The organism is Roseibium marinum (assembly GCF_002906165.1).
Taxonomy (GTDB): Bacteria; Pseudomonadota; Alphaproteobacteria; order Rhizobiales; family Stappiaceae; genus Roseibium; species Roseibium marinum.
This window is the reverse complement of record NZ_PPCN01000016.1, coordinates 32,712-54,979: the sequence shown is the minus strand read 5'-3', so window position 1 is coordinate 54,979 and position 22,268 is coordinate 32,712. Positions and strand designations below refer to the sequence as shown.

Annotated in this window: 22 protein-coding genes; 15 read left to right on the top strand and 7 right to left on the bottom strand. The window is 58.2% G+C overall.

The genetic code is table 11. The annotated features are described in order from the left end of the window. Window positions 1-276: 276 nt before the first annotated feature. From flgF to CLV41_RS24865, 6 genes are all read left to right on the top strand, one after another. Window positions 277-1,017 carry a flagellar basal-body rod protein FlgF gene (gene flgF, locus CLV41_RS24890; protein WP_103225193.1) on the top strand — a complete coding sequence of 247 codons (741 nt, stop codon included), beginning with the start codon at window positions 277-279 and terminating at the stop codon, window positions 1,015-1,017. 21 nt (window positions 1,018-1,038) lie between these two features. Then, complete coding sequence (gene flgG, locus CLV41_RS24885; protein WP_103225192.1) at window positions 1,039-1,821, top strand: flagellar basal-body rod protein FlgG; 783 nt, start codon at window positions 1,039-1,041, stop codon at window positions 1,819-1,821. Window positions 1,822-1,836: 15 nt separating this feature from the next. Next, window positions 1,837-2,820, top strand: coding sequence for a flagellar basal body P-ring formation chaperone FlgA (gene flgA / locus CLV41_RS24880; protein WP_103225191.1), 984 nt, complete (start codon window positions 1,837-1,839; stop codon window positions 2,818-2,820). Continuing rightward, window positions 2,820-3,569, top strand: a complete 750-nt coding sequence (flgH, locus tag CLV41_RS24875; RefSeq protein ID WP_103225190.1) for a flagellar basal body L-ring protein FlgH — start codon at window positions 2,820-2,822, stop codon at window positions 3,567-3,569. The genes flgA and flgH overlap by 1 nt, the downstream gene beginning before the upstream one ends. A 230-nt stretch (window positions 3,570-3,799) precedes the next feature. Beyond that, complete coding sequence (locus CLV41_RS24870) at window positions 3,800-4,561, top strand: NAD(P)H-dependent oxidoreductase (RefSeq protein ID WP_103225227.1); 762 nt, start codon at window positions 3,800-3,802, stop codon at window positions 4,559-4,561. A 226-nt stretch (window positions 4,562-4,787) separates the two neighbouring features. Beyond that, window positions 4,788-5,594, top strand: coding sequence for a lytic murein transglycosylase (locus CLV41_RS24865; protein WP_103225189.1), 807 nt, complete (start codon window positions 4,788-4,790; stop codon window positions 5,592-5,594). Window positions 5,595-5,700: 106 nt separating this feature from the next. Here the strand turns inward: CLV41_RS24865 and dksA are convergent, their stop codons facing one another. Both dksA and CLV41_RS24855 read right to left on the bottom strand, forming a co-directional pair. Continuing rightward, the gene (dksA, locus tag CLV41_RS24860; protein WP_103225188.1) at window positions 5,701-6,117 is read right to left on the bottom strand and encodes an RNA polymerase-binding protein DksA; all 417 of its coding nucleotides are present in this window, start codon (window positions 6,115-6,117) and stop codon (window positions 5,701-5,703) included. A 165-nt stretch (window positions 6,118-6,282) separates the two neighbouring features. Beyond that, on the bottom strand, window positions 6,283-6,702 hold the full coding sequence (locus tag CLV41_RS24855; RefSeq protein ID WP_103225187.1) for a flagellar assembly protein FliX: 420 nt from the start codon (window positions 6,700-6,702) through the stop codon (window positions 6,283-6,285). A 305-nt stretch (window positions 6,703-7,007) separates the two neighbouring features. Here CLV41_RS24855 and CLV41_RS24850 point away from each other — a divergent pair, with 305 nt between their 5' ends. The 3 genes from CLV41_RS24850 to CLV41_RS24840 are packed head-to-tail and all read left to right on the top strand — an operon-like array spanning window position 7,008 to window position 8,955. Continuing rightward, the gene (locus CLV41_RS24850; RefSeq protein ID WP_103225186.1) at window positions 7,008-8,153 is read left to right on the top strand and encodes a flagellar basal body P-ring protein FlgI; all 1,146 of its coding nucleotides are present in this window, start codon (window positions 7,008-7,010) and stop codon (window positions 8,151-8,153) included. Then, window positions 8,153-8,464 carry a rod-binding protein gene (locus CLV41_RS24845; protein WP_170107311.1) on the top strand — a complete coding sequence of 104 codons (312 nt, stop codon included), beginning with the start codon at window positions 8,153-8,155 and terminating at the stop codon, window positions 8,462-8,464. Before CLV41_RS24850 ends, CLV41_RS24845 begins: the two co-directional genes overlap by 1 nt. Then, window positions 8,461-8,955 (top strand): flagellar protein FlgN, encoded by a 495-nt coding sequence (locus CLV41_RS24840; RefSeq protein ID WP_103225184.1) that lies wholly within the window; start codon window positions 8,461-8,463, stop codon window positions 8,953-8,955. Before CLV41_RS24845 ends, CLV41_RS24840 begins: the two co-directional genes overlap by 4 nt. A gap of 388 nt (window positions 8,956-9,343) precedes the next feature. Here the strand turns inward: CLV41_RS24840 and CLV41_RS24835 are convergent, their stop codons facing one another. The 3 genes from CLV41_RS24835 to CLV41_RS27885 are packed head-to-tail and all read right to left on the bottom strand — an operon-like array spanning window position 9,344 to window position 11,444. Next, window positions 9,344-10,555, bottom strand: a complete 1,212-nt coding sequence (locus tag CLV41_RS24835; RefSeq protein WP_103225183.1) for a serine hydrolase domain-containing protein — start codon at window positions 10,553-10,555, stop codon at window positions 9,344-9,346. 38 nt (window positions 10,556-10,593) lie between these two features. After that, entirely contained in the window at window positions 10,594-11,181 is a 588-nt protein-coding gene (locus tag CLV41_RS24830) for a DUF1700 domain-containing protein (protein ID WP_170107310.1), read from the bottom strand. Next, window positions 11,178-11,444, bottom strand: coding sequence for a PadR family transcriptional regulator (locus CLV41_RS27885; protein ID WP_235867254.1), 267 nt, complete (start codon window positions 11,442-11,444; stop codon window positions 11,178-11,180). The genes CLV41_RS24830 and CLV41_RS27885 overlap by 4 nt, the downstream gene beginning before the upstream one ends. A gap of 355 nt (window positions 11,445-11,799) precedes the next feature. On the opposite strand from CLV41_RS27885, the gene CLV41_RS24820 reads away from it, so the two are divergent. The 6 genes from CLV41_RS24820 to flaF all read left to right on the top strand — a co-directional run bounded on the left by CLV41_RS24820 (window position 11,800) and on the right by flaF (window position 18,573). Continuing rightward, window positions 11,800-12,198, top strand: coding sequence for a hypothetical protein (locus CLV41_RS24820; RefSeq protein ID WP_103225181.1), 399 nt, complete (start codon window positions 11,800-11,802; stop codon window positions 12,196-12,198). Between the two features lie 514 nt (window positions 12,199-12,712). Then, window positions 12,713-14,206 carry a flagellin N-terminal helical domain-containing protein gene (locus CLV41_RS24815; RefSeq protein WP_103225180.1) on the top strand — a complete coding sequence of 498 codons (1,494 nt, stop codon included), beginning with the start codon at window positions 12,713-12,715 and terminating at the stop codon, window positions 14,204-14,206. Between the two features lie 250 nt (window positions 14,207-14,456). Beyond that, window positions 14,457-15,950 (top strand): flagellin N-terminal helical domain-containing protein, encoded by a 1,494-nt coding sequence (locus tag CLV41_RS24810; RefSeq protein ID WP_103225179.1) that lies wholly within the window; start codon window positions 14,457-14,459, stop codon window positions 15,948-15,950. Between the two features lie 288 nt (window positions 15,951-16,238). Further along, complete coding sequence (locus tag CLV41_RS24805; protein WP_103225178.1) at window positions 16,239-17,732, top strand: flagellin N-terminal helical domain-containing protein; 1,494 nt, start codon at window positions 16,239-16,241, stop codon at window positions 17,730-17,732. A 90-nt stretch (window positions 17,733-17,822) separates the two neighbouring features. Further along, the gene (gene flbT, locus CLV41_RS24800; protein WP_103225177.1) at window positions 17,823-18,317 is read left to right on the top strand and encodes a flagellar biosynthesis repressor FlbT; all 495 of its coding nucleotides are present in this window, start codon (window positions 17,823-17,825) and stop codon (window positions 18,315-18,317) included. Continuing rightward, window positions 18,199-18,573 (top strand): flagellar biosynthesis regulator FlaF, encoded by a 375-nt coding sequence (flaF, locus tag CLV41_RS24795; protein WP_146048633.1) that lies wholly within the window; start codon window positions 18,199-18,201, stop codon window positions 18,571-18,573. The genes flbT and flaF overlap by 119 nt, the downstream gene beginning before the upstream one ends. Window positions 18,574-18,822: 249 nt before the next feature. Here the strand turns inward: flaF and CLV41_RS24790 are convergent, their stop codons facing one another. Together CLV41_RS24790 and flgK are read right to left on the bottom strand one after the other, a co-directional pair. Next, a complete protein-coding gene (locus CLV41_RS24790; protein WP_103225175.1) occupies window positions 18,823-20,361 on the bottom strand; it encodes a flagellar protein in 1,539 nt (512 codons plus the stop codon). 15 nt (window positions 20,362-20,376) lie between these two features. Further along, on the bottom strand, window positions 20,377-22,230 hold the full coding sequence (gene flgK, locus CLV41_RS24785) for a flagellar hook-associated protein FlgK (RefSeq protein ID WP_103225174.1): 1,854 nt from the start codon (window positions 22,228-22,230) through the stop codon (window positions 20,377-20,379). Between the last annotated feature and the right edge of the window lie 38 nt (window positions 22,231-22,268).

The window sequence follows — 22,268 nt, the reverse complement described above, 5'->3', positions numbered from 1 at the left end:
GCTTGCGCTCGCGCGCGCTAATTTATTACTAAAGAGTTAATGGTTAACGAGTGGTTAACGATTGGATGCACCCCGTTGACGCGAGTCACCGGGCAAATATTGCCAACTGGTTAAGTTCTGCCGGAATCTCTTGCCGCATGCATCCGCCCCTTTAAGCTTTTACCCAGATTTCCCAACGATTTAAAAACTGGCACGCTGTGTGCATTAACCTTAACGAGCCTGCGGATCTGGGGAGATCGGCCGGCTTTTCGGGGAGCATGAAGGGAACCGTTCGCCATGGAGAACGCTCAACTAGTTGCCTTATCGAGGCAGTCGAATTTATGGAATCAGCTGGATGTGGTCGCCAACAACATGGCGAACATCAACACGGTCGGATTCAAGTCGCAAAATCTGCATTTCTCTGAATATCTCATGCCCGTCGCCGACGCGTCCGCTTTTCTGCCGCAGGACCGCGAGATTTCCTACACGGACATGTTCACCACGCGGACCGACTTCGAGCACGGTTCGATCAAGCTGACCGGCAATGAATTCGATCTCGCGCTCAACAGCGACGGGTTCTTCGCCGTCCAGATGCCAGACGGCACGGAGGCCTATACCCGCAGCGGTGCCTTCGCTCTGGATTCGACCGGCCAGCTCATCTCGGCCAGCGGGTACCCTGTGATGACCGACGCCGGTCCCATCACCTTTACGGTCGAGGATGGGCGGGTGGAGATTGCCAAGGACGGAACGATCGCGACCGAGCAGGGCATCCGCGGCAAGATGAAGGTCGTCGATTTTGAAGACGCCCGGACCCTCGAGAAAATCGGCGACACCCTGTTTGCCGGTGAGAACCCCATCCCCGCCGCCCAGGTGCGCATGGTTCAGGGGGCCGTCGAAGGCTCGAATGTCTACGGCGTCACCGAAGTCACCCGGCTCATCGAGGTCACCCGCGCCTACGACGCCACGTCCAAGGTCGTGAAAGACCTGGACGAGTTGCGCCGGCAGGCCATCGGAACCCTTGGAAAATTTCAGGCCTAAGCGGCATCGAGGAATAAGAACATGAAAGCACTCCATATCGCCGCGACGGGCATGAAGGCCCAGGAACTGAATGTCGAAGTCATTTCGAACAACGTGGCCAACATGCGCACGACCGGCTTCAAGAAGCAGCGGGCGGATTTCCAGGATCTGCTCTACCAGAACCTGCGCCGCATGGGCACGGAGACATCCGACGCCGGAACGATCGTTCCGACCGGTATTCAGGTCGGGTCCGGCGTCAAGCTGGCCTCCACCACCCGCATCATGTCGCAAGGCTCGCTGGAACAGACCGGCAAGCAGCTCGACCTGGCGATCCGCGGCGAAGGTTTCTTCCAGATCGACATGCCGGACGGCAGCACGGTCTATACCCGGGACGGATCGTTCGAGCGGGACGCCAACGGCCAGCTCGTGACCGTTGACGGCTATACCGTCAACCCGGGTATCACCATTCCGGAAACCACCCTGGACATCACCATTTCCAACACCGGTGACGTTCAGGGGGTCGATCAGGCAGGCAACACCGTCCAGCTCGGACAGGTCCAGCTGGTCAGGTTCGTCAACACGGCGGGCCTCGAGGCCATCGGCGACAACCTCTTTCGGGAAACCGATGCCAGTGGCGCGCCGGAGACCGGCGATCCAGGCGATGACGGCTTCGGCAGCGTCGCACAGTATTTCCTTGAAATGGCCAACGTGGACGCGGTGACGGAAATCGCCGATCTCATCTCGGCGCAACGCGCCTATGAGATGAACTCGCAGATCATCCAGGCAGCCGACGAGATGTACTCCACAACCACGAACCTCCGCTAAGAAGGGAAGGCTGAGATGATGAAACACTTTCTCAAGGCCGCGATCGCCCTCCTGCTGGCGGGCCTTGCCGGCGGAGTGTCGCTCGCGGAAGATCGCCCCGTTCTGCGTTCACAGGTCCTGACCCTGTCGGATATCGTAACCGTCGGCGACTTTTACTCAAACGCCGGCTTGCTGGCATCGAAACCCCTCTTCCGTTCGCCGGACATGGGGACGTCAGGCAATGTGGCCGCGGACGTGGTCGCCAAGCGCGCCCGGGAAGCGGGCCTGAAAGTCGCCGGCACCGACGGATTGCGCACCGTTGTCGTCCACCGGGGAGCAACCAGGTTCGACCGCGAGCGCCTTGAAGGACTGGTCCGCACCGCCGTTGCCGAACGCAATGCCGGTGTCGACGCCGACACTCTCGATGTCAGGCTGTCTCAGGCCCCCGACCAGATTCTAGCGGATCCGAAAGTGACTGACCCCGTTCGGATCGACCGGGTCGACTGGTCGCAGTCGAGCGGGCGTTTCACCATCTTTACCACCGTGGCGGTCGAACACGGCACCAGGCCCGTAACCCTGAGCGGCACGGCTGTGGAAATGATCGAGGTGGTGACCCTGGCGCAGCCGCTCCGCCGCGGCGATATTCTCAACGAAAACGATATCGCCGTTATCCGGCTCGCACGCAGCAAGGTGCCCGCCGGCGCCATCCTGGATGCCGCGGAAATTGCCGGCAAGGAAGCGCGCACCAGTCTGCGTGCCAATGCACCGCTCGCCCGCAACGATTTCCGGCGTCCAGTGCTGATCAGCCGGGGTGAAAAGGTCACGGTAACCTACGAATTGTTGGGCATGAAACTGACATCGCGCGCCCAGGCCATGGATGACGGCGCCAAGGGCGACGTCATCGATGTCATGAATCTCCATTCCCGGCGCATCGTCCCGGCGACTGTTTCCTCCCGCGGTCAAGTACGCGTCCATGCCGCCAATCCTGTTGTTGCAAGCTTGAACAGCGAGACCAGATAATGCTGACTTCTCTTCCCAGACACCTGTTTGCGAGCATCGCGCTGAGCGCTCTCGCAGCTGGCTGCGGCACCGCCGACAAGCTCGCCAATGTTGGCCAGCAACCGGCCCTGAACGCCATTCAGGATCCGACCACGACCCCGGGCTACCGTCCCGTGCAAATGCCCATGCCGGATCCGCAGCAGGCGCATTACAATCCCAATTCGCTCTGGCAATCCGGCAGCCGCGCTTTCTTCAAGGATCAGCGCGCCAGCCAGGTCGGTGACATCCTGACCGTTGTGGTCACCATCGACGATCAGGCCGAAATCGCAAACAAGACCGAACGCAGCCGTTCGGAAAGCAGCGGAGCCGGCGTCGGCGGCGCGCTCGGCACGGCCATCGACACAATCTTCCTGCCGGCCAGCGTCGCGGCCAGCGATCTCGCCAATACCAACAGCAACTCGAGTTTCGAGGGAGACGGCAGTGTAGATCGCAACGAAACGCTGCAAACGTCGGTTGCCGCTGTGGTGACCCAGGTTCTGCCCAACGGCAATCTGGTGATCGAGGGCCGCCAGGAGGTCCGCGTGAACTTCGAGGTCCGCGAACTGATTGTCGCCGGTATCGTCCGTCCGGAAGACATCACCGCCAACAACCGCATCGGCAGCGAACAGATCGCCGAAGCTCGTATCGGCTATGGCGGCCGCGGCCAGATATCCGATGTCCAGCAGCCGCGCGTCGGCAACCAGGTCCTGGATATCCTGCTGCCGTTCTAAGCCGGCCCCTGATCAGGTCACGGACCCGTTCGATCCACGATCGAGGGCCCGTGATCCAAAGTCCCCCCGGCCGGCCGCCGGCGGCGTTTTCTAGAAGCGCCTGCGGCTCCGGCTGACGACGGGCATGGCGTCTCGCTCCCCGAGCGCCATGCCCGTTCTCTTTTCCGCAAACCCGCGATAAGGTTGGATCCTTGAATGACGAGGTGTGGGTTCCAATGAGGATGAAATCCGTGACGACCACCTTGATCGTACTTGTCCACCCCGCCCCGACATCCTTCAACGCCGCATGGGCTGAAGCCACGGAAGAGGCCTGCCTGTCGCTTGGTGACGAGGTGCTGCGGTCCGACCTTTACGCCATGGGGTTCAATCCGGCGGAGGGTCCCGCTCACTATCCGCCTGCCAGCGTGACGGATCCCTACGACGTTCTGAAAACGCAGGAAGCAGCGGCAAAGGCGGGTCGGTTGCCGGCGGACGTCCAGTGCGAAATCGACAAGGTCCGCTCAGCCGACAGGATCATTCTCCATTTCCCCGTCTGGTGGTTCGCCCCGCCCGCCATGCTCAAAGGCTGGTGCGAAAGGGTTCTGGTCAATGGCGGCATGCATGATACGGACAATCGTTTCGACGCTGGCCTGTTCCGCGGCAAAACCGTGCTTTTCTGTGCGACCACCGGATCCAGGGCGGCGGAAAGCGCTCATAACGGCAAGGAAGGCGACATCCAGATGCTGCTCTGGCCCCTCGCCTACACCTTCCGTTACCTGGGCTTTGACGTGCTGAGGCCCCGGCTCATCCATGGGGTTCACGGCTACCATAAAGGCGCGGCGAAACAGACGCTCGAGCAGAGACTGCAAGACGAATTGAAAGCGCATCGGCAAATCATCGCGGATTATGAAAACCTGCCTGGAGTACCGTTCAATGCGGACGACGCGTTTGAGGCCGGATGCCTGCGCGCCGATGCGCCAAGCCATTCCCTTTTCATCCGGCATGAGCCATAGGCGGTCACCGGGACCTGCCCCGCCGGAAAATCAGGTTTCTTTGCTGCCTTGTCTGGATGACGCCGTCGGGTGGTGGAAAGCAGCCCGTCGGCAGCGTTGCGCCGCTTGTCCGATGCACCGCATCGCGCATCGCCCAATGAACTGCTTTCCGCCATCAAATAATTCCAAATTAACGCCTGACGCTCTAATATCCCGACCGGTTCTTCTGAGATTTTATAGGATTTCCATGCGCCAGTTGATTATGATCTGCCTCGGTTTCGGTTTATGTGTCTCCTCTCCGGCCTGGAGCGCCAGTTGCGGCAACGGGCCCGCGGGCTTTGAAACCTGGAAACAATCCTTTATCGCCGATGCCTCCCGACATGGCCTGAAGCCGAGGATCGTGAAGCAGGCCCTGCAGAATGTCAGCTACAACTCCAAGGTCATCCGGCTGGACCGCGGCCAGAAATCCTTCAAGCTGAGCTTCGAGCAGTTCTACGCCAAGCGGGTCAACAACGCCATGATCCGGCGCGGTCAGAAGCTCGGGCAGACCTACGCGCGCATGTTCGCGGGCATTGAAAGGAAATACGGCGTTCCGGCGCCCGTCATTCTGGCGATCTGGGGCCTGGAAACCAACTACGGCAGCTTTTCCGGTAACATGCCGGTGCTCCAGTCTCTTGCCACCCTCGCCTATGACTGCCGCCGCTCGGCCTTCTTCACCAACGAACTTATTGCCGCCCTGACCATCGTTCAGCGGCGCGACATGTCACCGGAAGAAATGAAGGGCGCCTGGGCAGGCGAACTCGGCCAGACCCAGTTTCTGGCGTCATCCTATGTCAAATACGCCGTCGATTATGACCGCAACGGCCGCCGCGACCTAATCCGGTCGATCCCGGACGTTCTGGCTTCGACGGCAAATTATCTGGCGCAGCACGGCTGGCGCCGCGGCCAGGGATGGGGCCCGGGAACAGCCAACTACAAAGTCCTGACGAAATGGAACAAGGCGAGTGTTTACGTCCAGACAATTTCGGTGATGGCCGACAAGATCGCGGGATAAGCCATTCAACGTGTCTGCGACGACGCGGCGTCACGAAAAAACCTTCCCGCGAGGGGAAGGTTTGAAAGTTCACCGGTTACGCGGCGGCACCGCCAACTTTGGAAAATCAGTCGTCGCGGTAGACTTTCTCGCGGCGTTCATGTGCTTCCTGGGCTTCGATCGACAAGGTAGCTATCGGCCGGGCTTCGAGGCGCCGCAGCGAAATCGGTTCGCCCGTCTCTTCGCAATAGCCATAGCTCCCGTCGACAATACGTTCCAGCGCGTCGTCGATCTTTGAAATCAGCTTCCTTTGCCGGTCGCGGGCGCGCAACTCGATCGAGCGGTCCGTTTCGGACGACGCACGGTCTGCAAAGTCGGGATGGTTCTGGCTTTCTTCCTGAAGATTGGTGAGCGTTTCCTTGCTCTCTCTCAGGATATCCTCTTTCCAGGAAAGCAGCTTGTTTCGAAAGTACTCCCGCTGCCTGTCATTCATGAACGGCTCGTCTTCCGAGGGTCGGTAGTCAGACTCTATTTCAACCGTCATCGATAGCTCCGGATTACCGTTAGGCCGGGCGCAATATATAGCCGCTTCCTCCAGCCGACAACGGTCCATTTTGAAAAAATGAAAACGTGGAAATACCAGATCTTTCAAACCGTTGTGAAAATTTAACTCACAACTGACGTATATTTCACTCGCCCGCGCGGCGCATCAATCGAGGAATCGGCCGAGCTTCGCCAATTCGACTTTGACGCGCAATTCGATCTCGTCCATCACCGAATCGACATCGGGATCACCGCTGGACTGGCGCCGGGAAACCTCCTGCGCGAGCAACTCCAGCCTGTCTTCCGAGACGTGCCCGGCGAGCAGATCGGCGCGCACGGCCTCCAGCGAATCGAGCATCGAATGTCCGCGTTTTGCTGCCCTTGACCGGCGCTCGGCGACTTCATCGACCTCCTGCAGTGCAAGAAGCGCGTCCATCCCCTGGATAGAGGCCCCGCCGGCGGTCTGCGCGGTCTGGGAGACTTCCGTGCCGAGATCGGGTGTGAACTGATCCGCGCCGGACGGACTCCGCTTCTTCGCCCCTTTCCCCTGGACGCCAGTGATCGGTTTATTGCCTGTGATACGCATTTTCTTTTCCGGTCCATCTGAAGGTTAGAGTACGGACTCCTGCCCGTCAGATTCTGCCGACAAGGGTAAATGAGTCCTTGCAGGTTGGGCAATATTTGCCGCCCGGCAAATGCACTTTCTTTACCCGGATCGGTAAACTTACGTGGATATGCTTGGGATTATACCAGCAATTCACACAGAATCCGGGCAATTTAATCGAAAGAACAGCAGGGCGTCTGAAAGTGGCACGGCTCTCGCATTACGCAATACAAGAATATGTGCCCCGGCAGGTTTCGCCGGATCGGGAAAGCGGGCCAGATACAGTGATGCGAAATTTGGGTGAAAAGATTTCCGGATGGACCGCGCGGATCACGCGCATTTCAGCGGCCTTTATCATAGGGACTGCTGTTTTCCTGACGCCTGCGTTTGCCGCCTCCCGTATCAAGGATATCTCCGATTTCGAAGGTATCCGGGAAAACCAGCTCATCGGCTACGGTCTTGTCGTCGGCCTCAACGGCACGGGCGATTCCCTCAACAACTCCCCTTTCACCCAACAGAGCCTGCAGGCGATGCTGGAAAGGCTCGGCGTGAATACCCGCAATGTCGATCTGAATACCGACACGGTAGCCGCGGTCATGGTCACGGCCAACCTGCCGCCCTTTTCCACGCAAGGTACACGGATCGACGTCAATGTCAGCGCGCTCGGAGACGCGGGGTCGCTCCAGGGCGGCACACTTCTGGTCACGCCGCTGGTCGGTGCGGACGGCGAAGTCTACGCCATCGCGCAGGGATCGGTCGCAATTGGCGGCTTTTCGGCCCAGGCCGACGCCGCCTCCGTTGTCCGCGGCGTTCCGACCGCGGGGCGTATCGCCAACGGCGGCCTGGTCGAGCGTGAGCTGGAGTTCCAGCTGGCCTCCCTGACCACCCTGCGGCTCGCGCTGCGCAATCCGGACCTCACCACCGCGCGGCGGATCGCGCTCTCCATCAATGAGCTCATCGGCCTGCCGACCGCCGAACCGCTCGACCCGGCCACGGTGCGCCTCGATTTGCCGCAACGCTATGATGGCAACATCGTCGATCTTCTGACGGATATCGAGCAGCTGATTATCGAACCCGACCTTGCCGCCCGCGTCGTCATCGACGAGAATTCCGGCATTATTGTCATGGGACAGGACGTCAAGGTGTCCATGGTGGCCGTCGCCCAGGGCAACCTGACGGTGACGATCGCCGAAACCCCCCAGGTCTCCCAGCCCCTGCCCTTTGCCAACGGAGAAACCGCCGTGGTGCCGCGCTCGGAGGTTTCCGTCAACGAGGACGGCGCGACCAAACTTGCGATCGTTCCGGAGACGGTCACGCTGAAACAGCTGGTCGACGGCCTGAACGCTCTGGGCATCGGTCCCCGGGACATGATCTCCATCCTGCAGGCCATCAAGGCATCCGGCGCCCTGCAGGCCGAAATCGAGGTGCTGTGATGTTTGAGGCGATAACACCACCCACAAGCCAGCCGAACCCGATGGATTCGATCAGAGGCATCGACCGGAACGACAAGACTTCGGTCCGCAAGGCGGCTCAGGAATTTGAAGCGGTGTTCCTGAACACCATGCTCCAGAACATGTTCACCGGCCTCGACGAAGGCGGCACCTGGGGCAGCGGTCACGGGGCGGATGCCTGGCAGAGCCTTTTGATCGACGAATATGCACGCACCATCGCTGAAAACGGCGGCATCGGACTGGCCGATAGCGTGGAACGCGAATTGCTTTCTTTGCAGGAGGGGGCCAGATGACAGCTCAACCAGATACGAATACCTTCCCGTTTTCCCTGGAACGGCCAACGAGCTACCAGGACGCGGAAACATTCTGCAAGGCTCTGTCCGGCACCATGGAAGCGCTTTTGTCCGTCATTGAAATGGAAACCGATCTTGTGCGGGCCGGCAAATTGCAGCAAGCCGGCGATCTCCAGCCGGACAAGGCCCGCCTTATCCATGAATACACGCGCGGCATGATCACCGCCAAGGAACACGCGGTCGCGCTCGGCAATCTCGCACCGGCCGCGACGCAGGCCCTGCGCCGCCAGCACGGCGAGTTCCAGCCTGTCCTGCGGATCAATCTGGCCGTGCTCTCCACCGCACGCGATGTGGCCGGCAACATTGTCGCCACGGTCGCCAAGGTGGCGGGCGCCAAGAACGCGACCGCGCCGACGACCTACGGGCGCAACGGTTCGGCGCCGACCGGTCCGCGGTTGGCGCACGGCATAGCTGTTAATCAATCCCTTTAGGTCACGGACCCATAGATGACATGAATTGACATGAGGCAGCTTGCTGCCCGAAAGCTCCCGGTGCCGGGAGCTTTTTTGTATGATCTCGCAGTTGAAACGCTGGGAATGAGGTCTATTGCGACAGGGCGCGAGATGACACTCCGGGGATCTTGTCCATGCCGTTTGACACTATCCAAGACTGTAATCCGAGGCCACGAGCAGATACTGCTCACAAGAGAATACAAATCGCCCAGGAGACGATGGCGGGCACAGCCGAGCTTTGCGTGCCTTGTTCGAACTGGAAAGATGCGGACGAAGCCGATGTATTACAGCGTGTCGAGTTCAAGCGGGTTCAGGAAGACGCCACACGCTGAAGTCAGGCGAATTTATTGCCGTTTCTTCAGCCGCTCTATGTTCGTGCGGCAACGATCAACGATATAAGTTTATCAAATTCGCGCCGCGTGATGAAACGATGCTCGCTGCAATATTCGATTTCACGGGCGGCGGCTTCGCGGCATGACAGAATGAGCTGTTCTATGGCAGCTTCTCCGGTCATGCCCTCATCGCGGACCAACGGCACAAACCGTTTCCAGAACTCCGTGGTGTCCGACTGGTGGACAACCACGGTATTCCATCGCGGGATAACCATGAGTGCCTGATTTCCCAGCCCCCATGCACAGAACGTCCCTTCGGGCAGGCCGGTCTCCGGACCGGGTATCCACCACAGATATCCGTGGCCCCATCTCACCCCGCCAATACCCGTCTCAGTGAAATCCTGTGTTATGAGTCTTGCCCAGTTTTCCGCAAGAACGTGTTGTCCGCCGGCACGGCCGTGGTTGAGATAGAGCTCTCCGATCCGGGCGAGGTCGCGTGCGGACAGTGTGAACATTGCAGCCCTGTGTTCGGACCGGCTGGCATCGGAGATATACGCCACGGCAGACCGTTCGAAATCTTCCATCCCGATCGGCTGCGCGATCCCGAAATCAAACGCCTCGGCAATCCCGGTGCCTGTTTCGCTCTCGAAGACAGTCGTCAGGGTATTATAGTCCCAGTTGTTGTAAGCCCAGCGAGTGCCTGGCTGGTTCTCGTTGTGCCCCAGACGCCTGTCGATCTCCGCCTGCAAACTGCCCGATGCGGCTGCCGGGTGATTGATACCTGAAACACTTTTCAGCAAATGACGCACGGTTGTCTGCCGCTGTAACTCTGTCAGCGGTACCGGGGCATCACCGATGCCGAGTTCCTGAAGCGTCGCATCGAGACGCAGTTGGTTTGCATCTGAAGCCATTTGCCGGCCTATCAGAGTGCTCAGAAGAGATTTTCGTATGGAATGCACGTTGTAAGGTCTGGAGAGATCCCCGAATGCGCCGACAACCTGTCCATCCGTGACGATCATCAGCGAATCCGTGCTCAGCGTGGCCACATGGCTGAACACCTCGTCCAACCCGTCCGTCTTCCATCCAAGATTTCGGATCTCGGCCGGGTCGAGCCGTGTGACTTCAATCGACCGTCCAGGCGGTTTCGGGCGCGAGAGCCCGTTCTCACCGGTCAGGACAAGATAGACCGTCACCGTGATGACGATCATCAGCAAAGCCAAGATATAGGTTACAGCGCGGCGCTTCATTTAAGCTCGTCTCCCATGAAGTCATCCGCGTCTGATTTTCACCTGCTCGCAGGCCGGATACCCGCGGCGCCAGGCCTTGCCAGCCGGTAATGAAGCCGCGCGTAGCGCGTCAGCCGGGTCATTCCCCGGCGGAGCGCAACGACCAGCAAAACCACCCCGCCCACCCAAGCCGCAAGAAATCCGATGCTGCGGAACAGAAGATAGACCCAGGAGCCCTCAGCCGGATCGTGGCTGGCCGATAAAAGATCCAGAAGCGTTCCGATGCCGATCACGCCGAACAGCGACAAGACGAAGAACAGGATCAAGACCACGAACCCGAGAACGAGCATGGCGGGAAACAATATGATGAGATCGATTGCGGCCAGACCGGCCAATGCAAGCATTGCATTCCAGAAGTTCCTGGGGCTGTGACGATCTTCCCATTGGCGAAGGCCTATTTCCGCGCGCAGTTCCTGAGCCAGTCGCTGCGGATCGCCATGGGCTGCAACAACATCCTCAACCTTCCGGCCCGCTGACAGGGCGTCCGCGAAATAGGACTGGTAGTCCGCAACGATGTCCTCAATGTCAGGCGCCGGGAGACCCGCCAACGCGCGGCGAAGCTCTTTCAGGAACTGCTCTTGGGTCACCGGCCGTCTCCCACAATCCTGTTTACGGACGTCATGAAGGTTCTCCAATCCCGGGCCTGCTGTTCCAACCTCTGTCGTCCGGCCTCGGTGAGCATGTAGTATTTGCGCGATGGCCCGCTGTTCGACTCGACAAGGCGAGATACCACCAGGCCTTCCTTCTGCATCCGGCGCATGAGCGGATAGATCGTGCTCTCTCCGATCCCGACGGCCTCTGCCAACTCGCTCGAAATCTCGTAGGCATAGCTTTCCTTGCGCGACAGCATGGCAAGCACACACAGTTCCAGCGCTCCTTTCTTGAGCTGAACCTGGAGAGAGTCGGAAGTTGCCACGCCGTTATTCATCGCTAAGATTTAATACAAGCTACCTTGCATTGCAAGTTAGTTGGCGATTTGACGGCGGCTGAGCCTCAAGTACATACCCCCCGTGTCCCCCTCCCCGTCCTGCAAAAAACCCCGGAATGCCCGGCGAACCCGCGGCCCTTGCGGAAGCGAATCAGGCGCGTTCGAATCACCGGGAAAGCAACCTTTCAAATCGTATCTATTTCGTTAACAAATTATTCATTCCCCTACGTTACCTTGTGCTTGCTAGGGTATCTGTATCAAGTAACCCGGAGAGAAGATGATGGACACGGGATTGGCCCGGCCGCCATCGCCGACGTACACGGCGATTACGCCGGTTACGCGGGCTCCAGAGCGAAACGCCCCCGCAGCAAAAACTGATTTGCCGGCAGAAGCGACTGTCAAACCCTCCGACGAGGGCAGTGACGGCCAAAGGGCGGCAAACAACCCACGCGACCAGCAAAAGCAGCCGGATCCGCTCACGCCGCGCCTTGAGCGCCGCAACGTTCTGGATCCGGACAGCGAGAGTCTGGTCTACGTCGCGACGAATACCGACACCGGTCAGGTCGTGCGGCAAATTCCGAGCGAAACCCTGCTGCGCCTCAGGGCTTATTCCAGGACAATGGAAGAGCACCAGTCAAGCCAGACGTCAACAAAGCCGGTTCAACTGGTGATCTGACACGGCGGCGGCTGCGCAAGGCAGGCCGCAAACTGTCTGGCCCCAAATTATCCGGCCACATGTTGGTTGGCATCTTCTTCCATAGCATTTTCATTTTCTTCGACCCGGTTCCCGCTTCCAGGCAATGGACCGTTTTGCGGTGGCTGGGAAAAGTCTCACGGCTTCAGCCGGACCGGATGAACAATTCATCCCCGCCTTCCAACAAGTTCCGCTTTCCCGTATAGACCCGCAAATCGCGCCAGACGTGTTTCAAGCCACCTTGTCCGTTGTACGGCGCTGCAATCGTCTATTGCCCTCACCTTCCCTCCCAGAGTCTTCGAACCCCGATTTCCGGTCTCACCGGAAGGACTGATCAAGAACAGCGGTTACAAATACTGCACCAAGCTGTTTACCTTGCATTAAGGTTAACGGGCGCTAACCACGTTTGTTTAGATTTTCTTACGTCCCCAAGTCGTTTTATGTCGCCGGACCCAGGAAGGGTCCATGTATCTTGTATTCCTAGAAAGGACACACAATGGGTGACGTAACTCTCTCCAGCGCGGTTCGCGCAAACCTTTCCTCTCTTCAGTCCACTGCTGAAATGATGTCCAGCGTCCAGAACAAACTGGCCACTGGTAAGAAGGTGAACTCCGCTCTGGACAACCCGAACAGCTTCTTCACGGCGTCCGGCCTGACTTCGCGTGCAAATGATCTGTCCACTCTTCTGGACGACATGGGCCAGTCGGTTCAGACACTGAAGGCTGCTGACGAAGGCATCTCCAGCATCACCAAGCTGGTTGAGTCCGCAAAAGCGAAAGCCAACCAGGCTCTGCAGACACAGAGCCAGTATGAGCGCAAGCAGTTTACGGCTCAGTACAACGAGTTGCTGACCCAGATTGAAGATCTGGCGAAAGACTCCGGTTACAAGGGCAAGAACCTGCTTTCCGGCGATGGCAACGACCTCACCACGATCTTCAACGAAGACTCCACGTCCAAGCTGAAAATCGAAGCCGTCGACTACACCGACGCGTCTCTGTCCACCGGTCTGAACCTCTCGGATCTGGCGGAAGGCGAAGGCAGTGCGACATCCTTCCAGCTGGAAGGCGGCAAAAACACCTTCACACTTACGGACGCAGATGGCCAGGCGCTGAACTCCAGCTCGCTGCTCGCATCCGCAAGCGGAATTTCGACGACCAACACGCTGACCTTGAACGAAGGCACCACCACTGCTGTCATTACCGGCTCCACGCTGGCAGTTACGGCCGGAACCACCGTTCAGGACCTGCTCGACACCATCGAGAGCGTTCCAGGTGTTCGTGCGGAATTCGATGAAGGCACCGGTCAGGTCACCGTCTACTCCAACGACGACATCGCTCTTCAGAACGACGTTTCCACAACCGCACAGCTTGTCTCGGTCAATGCCACGGCATTCGCCACGACTTCCGACTCGCTGATCAACAGTGGTTCCTTCGAAACAGGCGATACGCTGACCCTGACCGACGGCAACGGCTACGAACTCGGCTCGTTCGAGATCGAAGAAGATTCGTCGGTTGACGACCTGGTCAACTTCATCAACGACTTCCAGGGCGTTTCCGCGGAGTTCAATACCTCAACCGGTAAGATCGCGCTCGAAAGTGAAACTGATCTGGCCTTGACGAGTGACAACTCGAACTTCAATGCGGACAGTTACACAGCCGACAGTGACGGTGTCACCATCTCCGCGTTGTCGGACTCCGGTTTTGCGACGGACTCCGCCATTGACCGGACTGTGGACCGCCTGAACACGGCACTGAGCACCCTGCGCACGCAGGCGTCGGAATTCGGCACCAATCTTTCCATCGTTGAAAACCGTCAGGATTTCACGAAGAGCATGATCAACACGCTCGAGGAAGGCGCCGGCAAACTGACCCTGGCAGACACCAATGAGGAAGGCGCAAACCTTCTGGCATTGCAGACCCGTCAGAGCCTGGCATCCACCTCGCTGTCCTTCGCGGCACAGGCGGACCAGAACGTTCTGCGACTCTTCTAAGCTTTCCAAAAAGCTTTCAAGACAAGGAAAGGCGGGCTCAGGCCCGCCTTTTTTCGTTTCCTGCCTGAGGGCAAGCCCACCCCCCTTCCCTGTCGTTGATGAATTTCATCCTCCTTTTCAATCGGTTAACGTCTCATTAACCCTAAAATGCGATCCAGTTAACCAATGATTAGGGTTAACAGGAGATGATCCTAATCAACCTGCTCAGGAAGAGCAGAAGACATTGCGACCCCAGGAAAGGGATAAACTGATGAAGGACATCACCCTGTCAGCTGCCGTTCGGCAGAACCTTCTTACTCTTCAATCCACCGCAGATCTGATGTCCGGCGTCCAGAACAAACTGGCCACCGGCATGAAGGTCAACTCTGCTCTGGACAACCCGAACAGCTTCTTCACCGCTTCCGGTCTGAATTCACGTGCGAGTGACCTGTCGACCCTTTTGAACGACATGGGCCAATCCCTTCAGACCATCAAGGCTGCGGACAAGGGTATCCAGACCATTACGGATCTGGTGGAAACCGCTAAGGCGAAAGCCAACCAGGCTCTGCAGACACAGAGCCAGTACGAGCGCAAAACCTTCGCGCAGCAGTACAATGCCCTTCTCGAACAGATTGAAGACATTGCGAAAGACAGCTCCTACAAGGGCAAGAATCTGCTTGCCGGCGATGGCAACGACCTCACCACGATCTTCAACGAAGACTCCACGTCCAAGCTGAAAATCGAAGCCGTCGATTACACCGATACCAGTCTGTCCACCGGTCTGAACCTCTCGGATCTGGCGGAAGGCGAAGGCAGTGCGACATCCTTTCAGCTGGAAGGCGGCAAAAACACCTTCACCCTTACGGACGCAGATGGCCAGGCGCTGAACTCCAGCTCGCTGCTCGCATCCGCAAGCGGAATTTCGACGACCAACACGCTGACCTTGAACGAAGGCACCACCACCGCTGTCATTACCGGCTCCACGCTGGCAGTTACGGCCGGAACCACCGTTCAGGACCTGCTCGACACCATCGAGAGCGTTCCAGGTGTTCGTGCGGAATTCGACGAAGGTACCGGTCAGGTCACCGTCTACTCCAACGAGGACATCGCTCTTCAGAACGATGTGTCCACCACGGCACAGCTTGTCTCGGTCAATGCCACGGCATTCGCCACGACTTCCGACACGCTGATCGACAGCGGTTCGTTTGACGTCGGCGACACGCTGACCCTGACCGACGGCAACGGCTACGAACTCGGCTCGTACGAGATCGATGAAGAATCAACGGTCAACGACCTGGTGAACTACATCAACGACTTCAGGGGCGTTTCCGCGGAATTCAACACGTCAACCGGCAGGATTGCGATCGAAAGTGAAACCGACCTTGCGCTGACCAGCGATAATGTCGACTTCGCCGCGGAGAATTACACGGCGGACTCCGATGGTGTGACTATCTCGGCACTGAGCGATTCAGGCTTTGCAACGGACAACGATATCAATCGGGTCATTGACAGATTGAACAATGGGCTTTCGACACTGCGGTCCCAGGCTTCCGAGTTCGGTACAAACCTTTCGACAGTCGAGATCCGTCAGGATTATACCAAGACTATGATCAATACTCTGCAGGAAGGCGCGGGTCTCCTGACCCTGGCGGATACCAACGAGGAAGGTGCGAACCTGCTGGCTCTTCAGACCCGTCAGCAGCTTGCCTCGACATCGCTGTCCTTCGCTTCTCAGGCAGACCAGACGGTGCTGTCCCTCTTCTAGGCTCACTAGAATCAGTCAGACGGCGAATTCACGCGCAAACAACCGGAAACGGCGGGCCACGAGCCCGCCGTTTGCATTTCCGGCATATCTACTCATCTGAAGTCAAAAATTTTACGATTGAATATCAACGGCTTAAAAGAAACCTTTTGGTAACTTTCATTTACAACAGGTTAATGAGTGCATCACCGATTAACTTTCCATTTAGTTTTACGCCAGTGGTACAGGCTCTTCTTGCTCCATTGGAAGGCCACCTTGGCGAGTGCTGAATAGGAAACGTGGTGAAATCTGATGCCTGATATTGTTCTTTCCAGTGCGGTCCGGGACAATCTCCTGTCGCTCAAACAAACAGCCAGCCTCCAGTCGATCACGCAGGGACGCCTTGCGACGGGTCTCAAGGTGAATACGGCGCTCGACAACCCGAATTCGTTCTTCACGGCGCAGTCGCTGAATGACCGGGCGAGCGATCTGTCAAACCTGCTCGACAATATGGGCCAGGGGGTGCAGACGTTGCGCGCCGCCGACAAGGGCATCACATCCATCACCAAGCTGGTCGAATCGGCGAAAGCCATAGCCAACCAGGCGCTCCAGACGTCCAGCGAATATGAACGCAAACAATATACGAGCCAGTACAACGACCTCCTCCAGCAGATCGAGGACATGGCGGGTGACTCCGGATACAAGGGCAAGAACCTGCTTTCCGGTGCCGGCAATGAGCTGGAAGTGATCTTCAACGAGGATTCGACGTCAAATCTGACAGTCAATGCGGTTGATTTCACCGACACCAGTCTGGACGACGGGCTCAATCTGGACGACCTCGACCCGGGCGGAACCGGAACCTCTTCCTTCAATATCAACGGTGGAGTGGCAACCCTCGACCTGACCGGATTGCAGGCTTCGTCAAACCTCAGCGATCTGGGTGACTGGGCGAACGGGGACATTGTCTCGGTGACAGACAGTTCCGGCACCACCACATTCACGGTCGGCGCGACCATTACAACCGTGCAGGATTACATCGACGCACTGGGCGATCTCAGCGGCGTTCACGCCAGCTTTGACGAGACAACCGATCAGATCACGATTACGTCCGGTCTGGACAACACCTTGTCGATTTCAAAGGACGCGACCGGCGGCGGCGTCGCGACCGACGGTGGTGCGACAGGGGGTACCTCAACGACGCTTTCGGTCACTCCGCTCACCGCGGGTGCGACCTTGATTTCCTCCGGCGGCTTTCAGGCCGGTGACACCATCACCATCACCGACGGCAATGATTTCGAACCGGCCTCGATTGAGATCGATGACGAAACCACGGTCAGCGACCTGGTGAGTTTCCTCAACAACGTCAAGGGCTTGGATGCGACCTTCTCCGGTGGCAGCATCAGTTTGATTGGCGAGGTTTCCTTCGACATCACCAGCGACAACTCGGACTTCAACAGAACCACGCTCGCGACCGCAAGCGGAACGGTCGGCCTTACGGCTGCTGCGTCGGAATTCAAGACCGATACGGATATTGACCGGACCCTTCAGGCGATCAATGCTGCTCTGGACGAACTCAGGTCGGCGGCCAGGGCAATGGGTACCGCCCTGTCCACCGTTGAGATCCGGACCGATTTCACCAAGCACATGATCAACACGCTTGAAGTCGGCGCAGGCAAGCTGACCATTGCCGACATGAACGAAGAAGGCGCGAACATGCTGGCGTTGCAGACCCGCCAGCAGCTTTCGTCGACGGCGCTGTCGCTGGCGAACCAGGCCGATCAGAGCGTTCTGAGCCTATTCGGTTAACACCTACAGTGTTTATCTTTAAAGTACCGGCAGCGGGCGTTAACCAATTGGTTAACGATTCGGGCGATACTCAGACGTGGAGGTCACGGAATGGCGCTCAAGGTTGAGCTAAAACCGGGCGAACGGATTATTATCGGTGATAGCGTTATCACCAACGATAATCAGCGAACCCGCCTTTTTATTGAAGGCCAGGCACCCATTCTGCGGGAAAAGGACATTCTCACACCTGCTACTGCTGATACCCCGGCGAAACGCGTCTATCTGGCCGTTCAGCTGATGTATCTGTCGACGGACGTGGAGAGAATTCAGGAGAATTACTTCACCCTCGTCAACGACATAGTGAAAGCCGCGCCGAGTACGATCCCCTACGTTACCAGGATCAGTAACTCCATAATAACCGGCGCCTTTTATAAAGCACTGAAAGAAGCACGAAAGCTTATCGAGTATGAAGGGACGCTGATCGGTCATGTACAAGCAGGCAGCGCAGGCTTACCAGAAAACGAGCCAGGTGGCGATGTCACCGAGGGAGCTGGAAGCGAATCTGCTGATGAAAGCCGCGGCACGGCTCCAGTTGATCAAGGATGAATGGGAAGAATCTTCTCTTGCCGAAAAGGACGAAGCACTCGTCTATAACCGTAAGCTCTGGACCATTCTGGTGACATCGGCCACCGGTGAAGACAGCCAGTTGCCGCAGGAGATCAAAAACAACATCGCCACCCTGGGGGTGTTTATTTTCAAGCAGACCATCACGATCATGACGGATGATGACGCGAACAAGCTCACCTCTATCATCGGGATCAACAGGGCCATCGCGGAAGGACTGCGGGCGACACCTGAATAGGATTTAGATCGACTGGAGATCTGAAAGACCATCCCAAGCGGGACTATCCGACCGCCCATATATGAAAGCCGGTACGATTTTCGTACCGGCTTTTTTCGTGGCCGTGATTTGTAAAGGACGCCTGTTGTTCTCTTCGAACCGGCCGCGGCCGGTCCCTGGGTCAACCCGCTTTCATGCAACTTCCCTTGGAAGCGTATAAAAGCCCTTCGGCCTCAAGCCGTCAGTCCATCATAAATTTGAAGGATGCGATCACAGGTAGTCGGAGAGGGTCAGATTGAAGATGATCGCGGAGGCCCGGTAGGACACCTCGATATTGTTCTGCAGCGTCAGGATCTGCGCGGCGACCAGTTCCTGGTCGACCCCCTCGATTTCGGCGATCGTGCTTTCATAGCTGTTCTTGATCTGACCATGCCGGTCATCCGTCAACGACATCGTGCGGTGGGCGATCGCGATATCGGTCGAAATGTCGACGATGCCGGACTGATCCACTCCCGACGGTTGCAGGATCGTTCGCATGTCCGTCGACAGGGCGTTGTAATATTCCTCGTCCGTCGCGGTCGCGCCGGAAAAATCGGCGGCAACGAAAGTCGCCAGGGACTGCACCAGTTCCTTGAGAGGCGTTTCGTTGGCCCTCACGCCGTAATTCACGGTCAGGCTCGTATCGATCACGGCATTCTTGTCCGTGCGCGGGTCTGCGGTTGCCGTGTTGCGTCCCGAGTACCAGGAAACCGTGGTCGATCCGCCGGCAACCATGGCGGTCGCGGTATCGTATGGCGGGCCATCCACTCTCTGCGGTTCCTCGCCCGCGAACGTGCTGAAGAACTCGTCCGACGCCCATTCGTCGGAAACCGCGCGCAGGGTCGTCAGCGCCTGGTTCTCGATTTCGGCGGCGATCGCATCGCGCATGTTTTGCGCGGTCTCCTCGAGATCCGTACCGACGACGAACGTCCCCTCCGCTTCGGCCGTTATGGCGGCCGTCAGCTCGATCGAGATCGTTTCCGCATGGTCCGGCGGCAGGCTCAGTTCGATCGTTATCTTTTCCCCCAGCGCCGGCTGGCCGGTGAACGCAATATCGACGTTGTCCGGATCCGCCGCGGCCGGGCCGGTGATCGTCACATTGCTGAGGGAGGACGTGACGGAGGCGATGTCGAAGCCGAAATCATGTGCTCCGTCTTCCGTAATCGAGAAGGTGGAATCGGTCGGATCTCCGAAGCCGTCGTAATTCGTCGTCAACGCCGAAATCGTCGTCCGACCCGTATTGGTCGCCCCGAGATTGGCCGCCGCGAATTCGCTCATATAGGTTTTCAGACCGTCGAGACCATCCGCGCCGTTCAGGATAGCGTCCATGGAGGCAACCGGGCTGTCGATGGCGTCGGTGCCGCCGAAAACGTAGTATCCCGCGATTTCGGTGTTGAGGATGTTGAGCGTTTCGTTCAACAGAAGCTCGGCCCGCGACTGGGTCTGGGTCTGCCCGTCGTCCTGAACGACGAAATCGTTCGTATCGAGAGCTGTTTTCCCGTCCCGGCGAATATCTTCCAGACGCTCGAGTGACATGGTCATGGTTTCAAGATGCAGATTGGCGACAGTGATCGTTTCCTGGTAGGTCTCGATCATGCTGACTTTCTGCGTCAGCTGGATGTCCAGAAGGCGCCGGTCGCCGACATCTCCAAAGGTGGACCCGACCTTTCCTGTTGCCAGTTGCGTGGTCTTTTCAGCCAGCAGATCATTCATCTCGCTGAGCTGGCGGGTGAGATAGTTTCTGGAAGTTGTGATGTTACCGATCGTCATAAGTCACTTCCCGCACTATGCGATTCTAAGGAGCTCGTCGAAGAGATCCTTGATGGTCTGCATGACACGCGCATTGGCCGCGTAGGCATTCTCGAGCTGCACCATGAAGGCGAGTTCCGCATCGAGATCCACCGAGTAGCTTTCCTCGTAGCGGACCGCCAGATTGACGGTCAGCGTTTCCTTCGAATTCGCGTATGTCGCCGCATCCTCGGCCTGATTGCCCTGGAACGCCACAGTGTGGTTCACAAAGTCCAGAACAGTGCCCTGGAAGGGTGTCGATGTGCTGCCGATGCCCGCTGCCGGATCGAAATAGGTCGTCCCGTTTCTGAGCGCCTCGGACAGATACTGCGCCCGTGCCGGATCGTTTGCGGTATTCGCTGTGGGCGTCGTCTGGTAGTTCACCAGAAGAGCACTGTCGGCGAGCAGGTCCGGATTGACCCTGATCCCGCTGGCATAGCCGACCCGCTGGCCGCCGTCTTCCAGAGCGTCGGTGAAAAGCTCGGCCCCGTCCCGCTGATCGACGAAGATCGCCAGTGCGAGCCCCTGGTCGGAACTGGCTGTGACCGTGACTTCCGCGGACAGGCTTTCAACGCTGGTCGGCGCCGTGTTGTCACCCAGAACGCGCAGATTGTCGGAGCCGTCATTGCTGACAAGAAGTCCGGTGCCGCCAAGCGCCGCGGTGATATTGGTGATGTAGGTCGCCGGCAAGCCGCTGGAGATATCGATGCCGTAGACAGTGTCATTCGGATTTGCGGTTGCGGTATTGTCCAGCGGCAGGAGCGTCGGATCGTCCACGGCGACAAGCGTAACCGTCTGCGTCTCTCCGGCCGCGTCGGTATATTCCAGCGAGATCGTGTTTCCCGGCTGGAGCCCGGAAACATCCAGGTCGAAGCCCTCGTCCAGGCCGACGGTCGCCGCAGTGCCAGCCTCGGTGACATTCGAAAAAGCCAGGGAGATTTCCGCGGCGATCGTATCGAGCTGCTTTTGCGCCTCGAGCAGAATATCATCCCGCAATTCCGCGGTTGCCACCATCGAGCCGGACCGGGAACCGGAGATAAGATCGTAGGTGGTTCCGCCGCCCGTTGTCACCAGCACCGTGTTGCCGGGCTGGCCCGGCTGCAGGGTATGCGAGCTGTCGAAGCTGAGAGTGGAGGCACGGGTATCCGCATAAAGCTGTTGCCCGTCGGCGGTCTGAATGAAAAGCGTGTTGTTCGATTCCTTGGTGACATCCACGTCCAGATAACCGGAGAGCTGTTCGATCAGCCGGTCGCGCTCGTCCTCCATTTCCGCGGTCGAAATTTCGGCCTGGGTCGCATCCCGGATCGCCTCGTCGATATCCTCGATACTGGCGAGCAAGCCGTTCACGGTTTCAGTCTGGCGCGCCAGACTGTCGTCGGCCTCCTGGCGCAGGTCCGTTATCTGGCTGTAGGACGAGTTGAGTTCACGGGCAAAGGCGTCGGCAAGCGCGACGACATCACTTTGGGCGGCGAAGTTTCCCGGATCGTTGACCAGAAGGGACAACGAGGCAGACAATTCACCGGCCAGCACCGAAATACCGCTAGTGTCTTCCCGGGTCCCGAAAATGTCATCGAGGCGGTCGGTGAAATCGGAAATCTGCCTGGCATAGTTGGTATCGGCGAGCGAGTTGAAATAGTCCGTCTGAATCTGCTCGTCGACGATCCGCCGCACTTCTGTCGCGGTGACGCCGGAAACATTGCCCATGGTATCGAAATAGACATTCGCCGAAACCGTCTTTTTCGAATATCCGGCCGTGTCAGCGTTCGCGATATTGGCCGCCGTAACGTCCAATTGGCGCTGATTGTATTTGATTCCGAAGACCGCGGTGTTCAGGGCACTTGTCAGTCCCATGGCGGTTTCTCCCAGGGTTACGCTACGGCTTGGCCGAA

Excerpts from the sequence above, each read along its gene's own strand:
- flgF (WP_103225193.1), top strand. The coding sequence starts at position 277 with ATGGAGAACGCTCAACTAGTTGCCTTATCGAGGCAGTCGAATTTATGG.
- flgG (WP_103225192.1), top strand. The coding sequence starts at position 1,039 with ATGAAAGCACTCCATATCGCCGCGACGGGCATGAAGGCCCAGGAACTG.
- flgA (WP_103225191.1), top strand. The coding sequence starts at position 1,837 with ATGATGAAACACTTTCTCAAGGCCGCGATCGCCCTCCTGCTGGCGGGC.
- flgH (WP_103225190.1), top strand. The coding sequence starts at position 2,820 with ATGCTGACTTCTCTTCCCAGACACCTGTTTGCGAGCATCGCGCTGAGC.
- CLV41_RS24865 (WP_103225189.1), top strand. The coding sequence starts at position 4,788 with ATGCGCCAGTTGATTATGATCTGCCTCGGTTTCGGTTTATGTGTCTCC.
- dksA (WP_103225188.1), bottom strand. The coding sequence starts at position 6,117 with ATGACGGTTGAAATAGAGTCTGACTACCGACCCTCGGAAGACGAGCCG.
- CLV41_RS24855 (WP_103225187.1), bottom strand. The coding sequence starts at position 6,702 with ATGCGTATCACAGGCAATAAACCGATCACTGGCGTCCAGGGGAAAGGG.
- CLV41_RS24850 (WP_103225186.1), top strand. The coding sequence starts at position 7,008 with ATGCGAAATTTGGGTGAAAAGATTTCCGGATGGACCGCGCGGATCACG.
- CLV41_RS24845 (WP_170107311.1), top strand. The coding sequence starts at position 8,153 with ATGTTTGAGGCGATAACACCACCCACAAGCCAGCCGAACCCGATGGAT.
- CLV41_RS24840 (WP_103225184.1), top strand. The coding sequence starts at position 8,461 with ATGACAGCTCAACCAGATACGAATACCTTCCCGTTTTCCCTGGAACGG.
- CLV41_RS24835 (WP_103225183.1), bottom strand. The coding sequence starts at position 10,555 with ATGAAGCGCCGCGCTGTAACCTATATCTTGGCTTTGCTGATGATCGTC.
- CLV41_RS27885 (WP_235867254.1), bottom strand. The coding sequence starts at position 11,444 with ATGCTGTCGCGCAAGGAAAGCTATGCCTACGAGATTTCGAGCGAGTTG.
- CLV41_RS24820 (WP_103225181.1), top strand. The coding sequence starts at position 11,800 with ATGATGGACACGGGATTGGCCCGGCCGCCATCGCCGACGTACACGGCG.
- CLV41_RS24815 (WP_103225180.1), top strand. The coding sequence starts at position 12,713 with ATGGGTGACGTAACTCTCTCCAGCGCGGTTCGCGCAAACCTTTCCTCT.
- CLV41_RS24810 (WP_103225179.1), top strand. The coding sequence starts at position 14,457 with ATGAAGGACATCACCCTGTCAGCTGCCGTTCGGCAGAACCTTCTTACT.
- CLV41_RS24805 (WP_103225178.1), top strand. The coding sequence starts at position 16,239 with ATGCCTGATATTGTTCTTTCCAGTGCGGTCCGGGACAATCTCCTGTCG.
- flbT (WP_103225177.1), top strand. The coding sequence starts at position 17,823 with ATGGCGCTCAAGGTTGAGCTAAAACCGGGCGAACGGATTATTATCGGT.
- flaF (WP_146048633.1), top strand. The coding sequence starts at position 18,199 with ATGTACAAGCAGGCAGCGCAGGCTTACCAGAAAACGAGCCAGGTGGCG.
- CLV41_RS24790 (WP_103225175.1), bottom strand. The coding sequence starts at position 20,361 with ATGACGATCGGTAACATCACAACTTCCAGAAACTATCTCACCCGCCAG.
- flgK (WP_103225174.1), bottom strand. The coding sequence starts at position 22,230 with ATGGGACTGACAAGTGCCCTGAACACCGCGGTCTTCGGAATCAAATAC.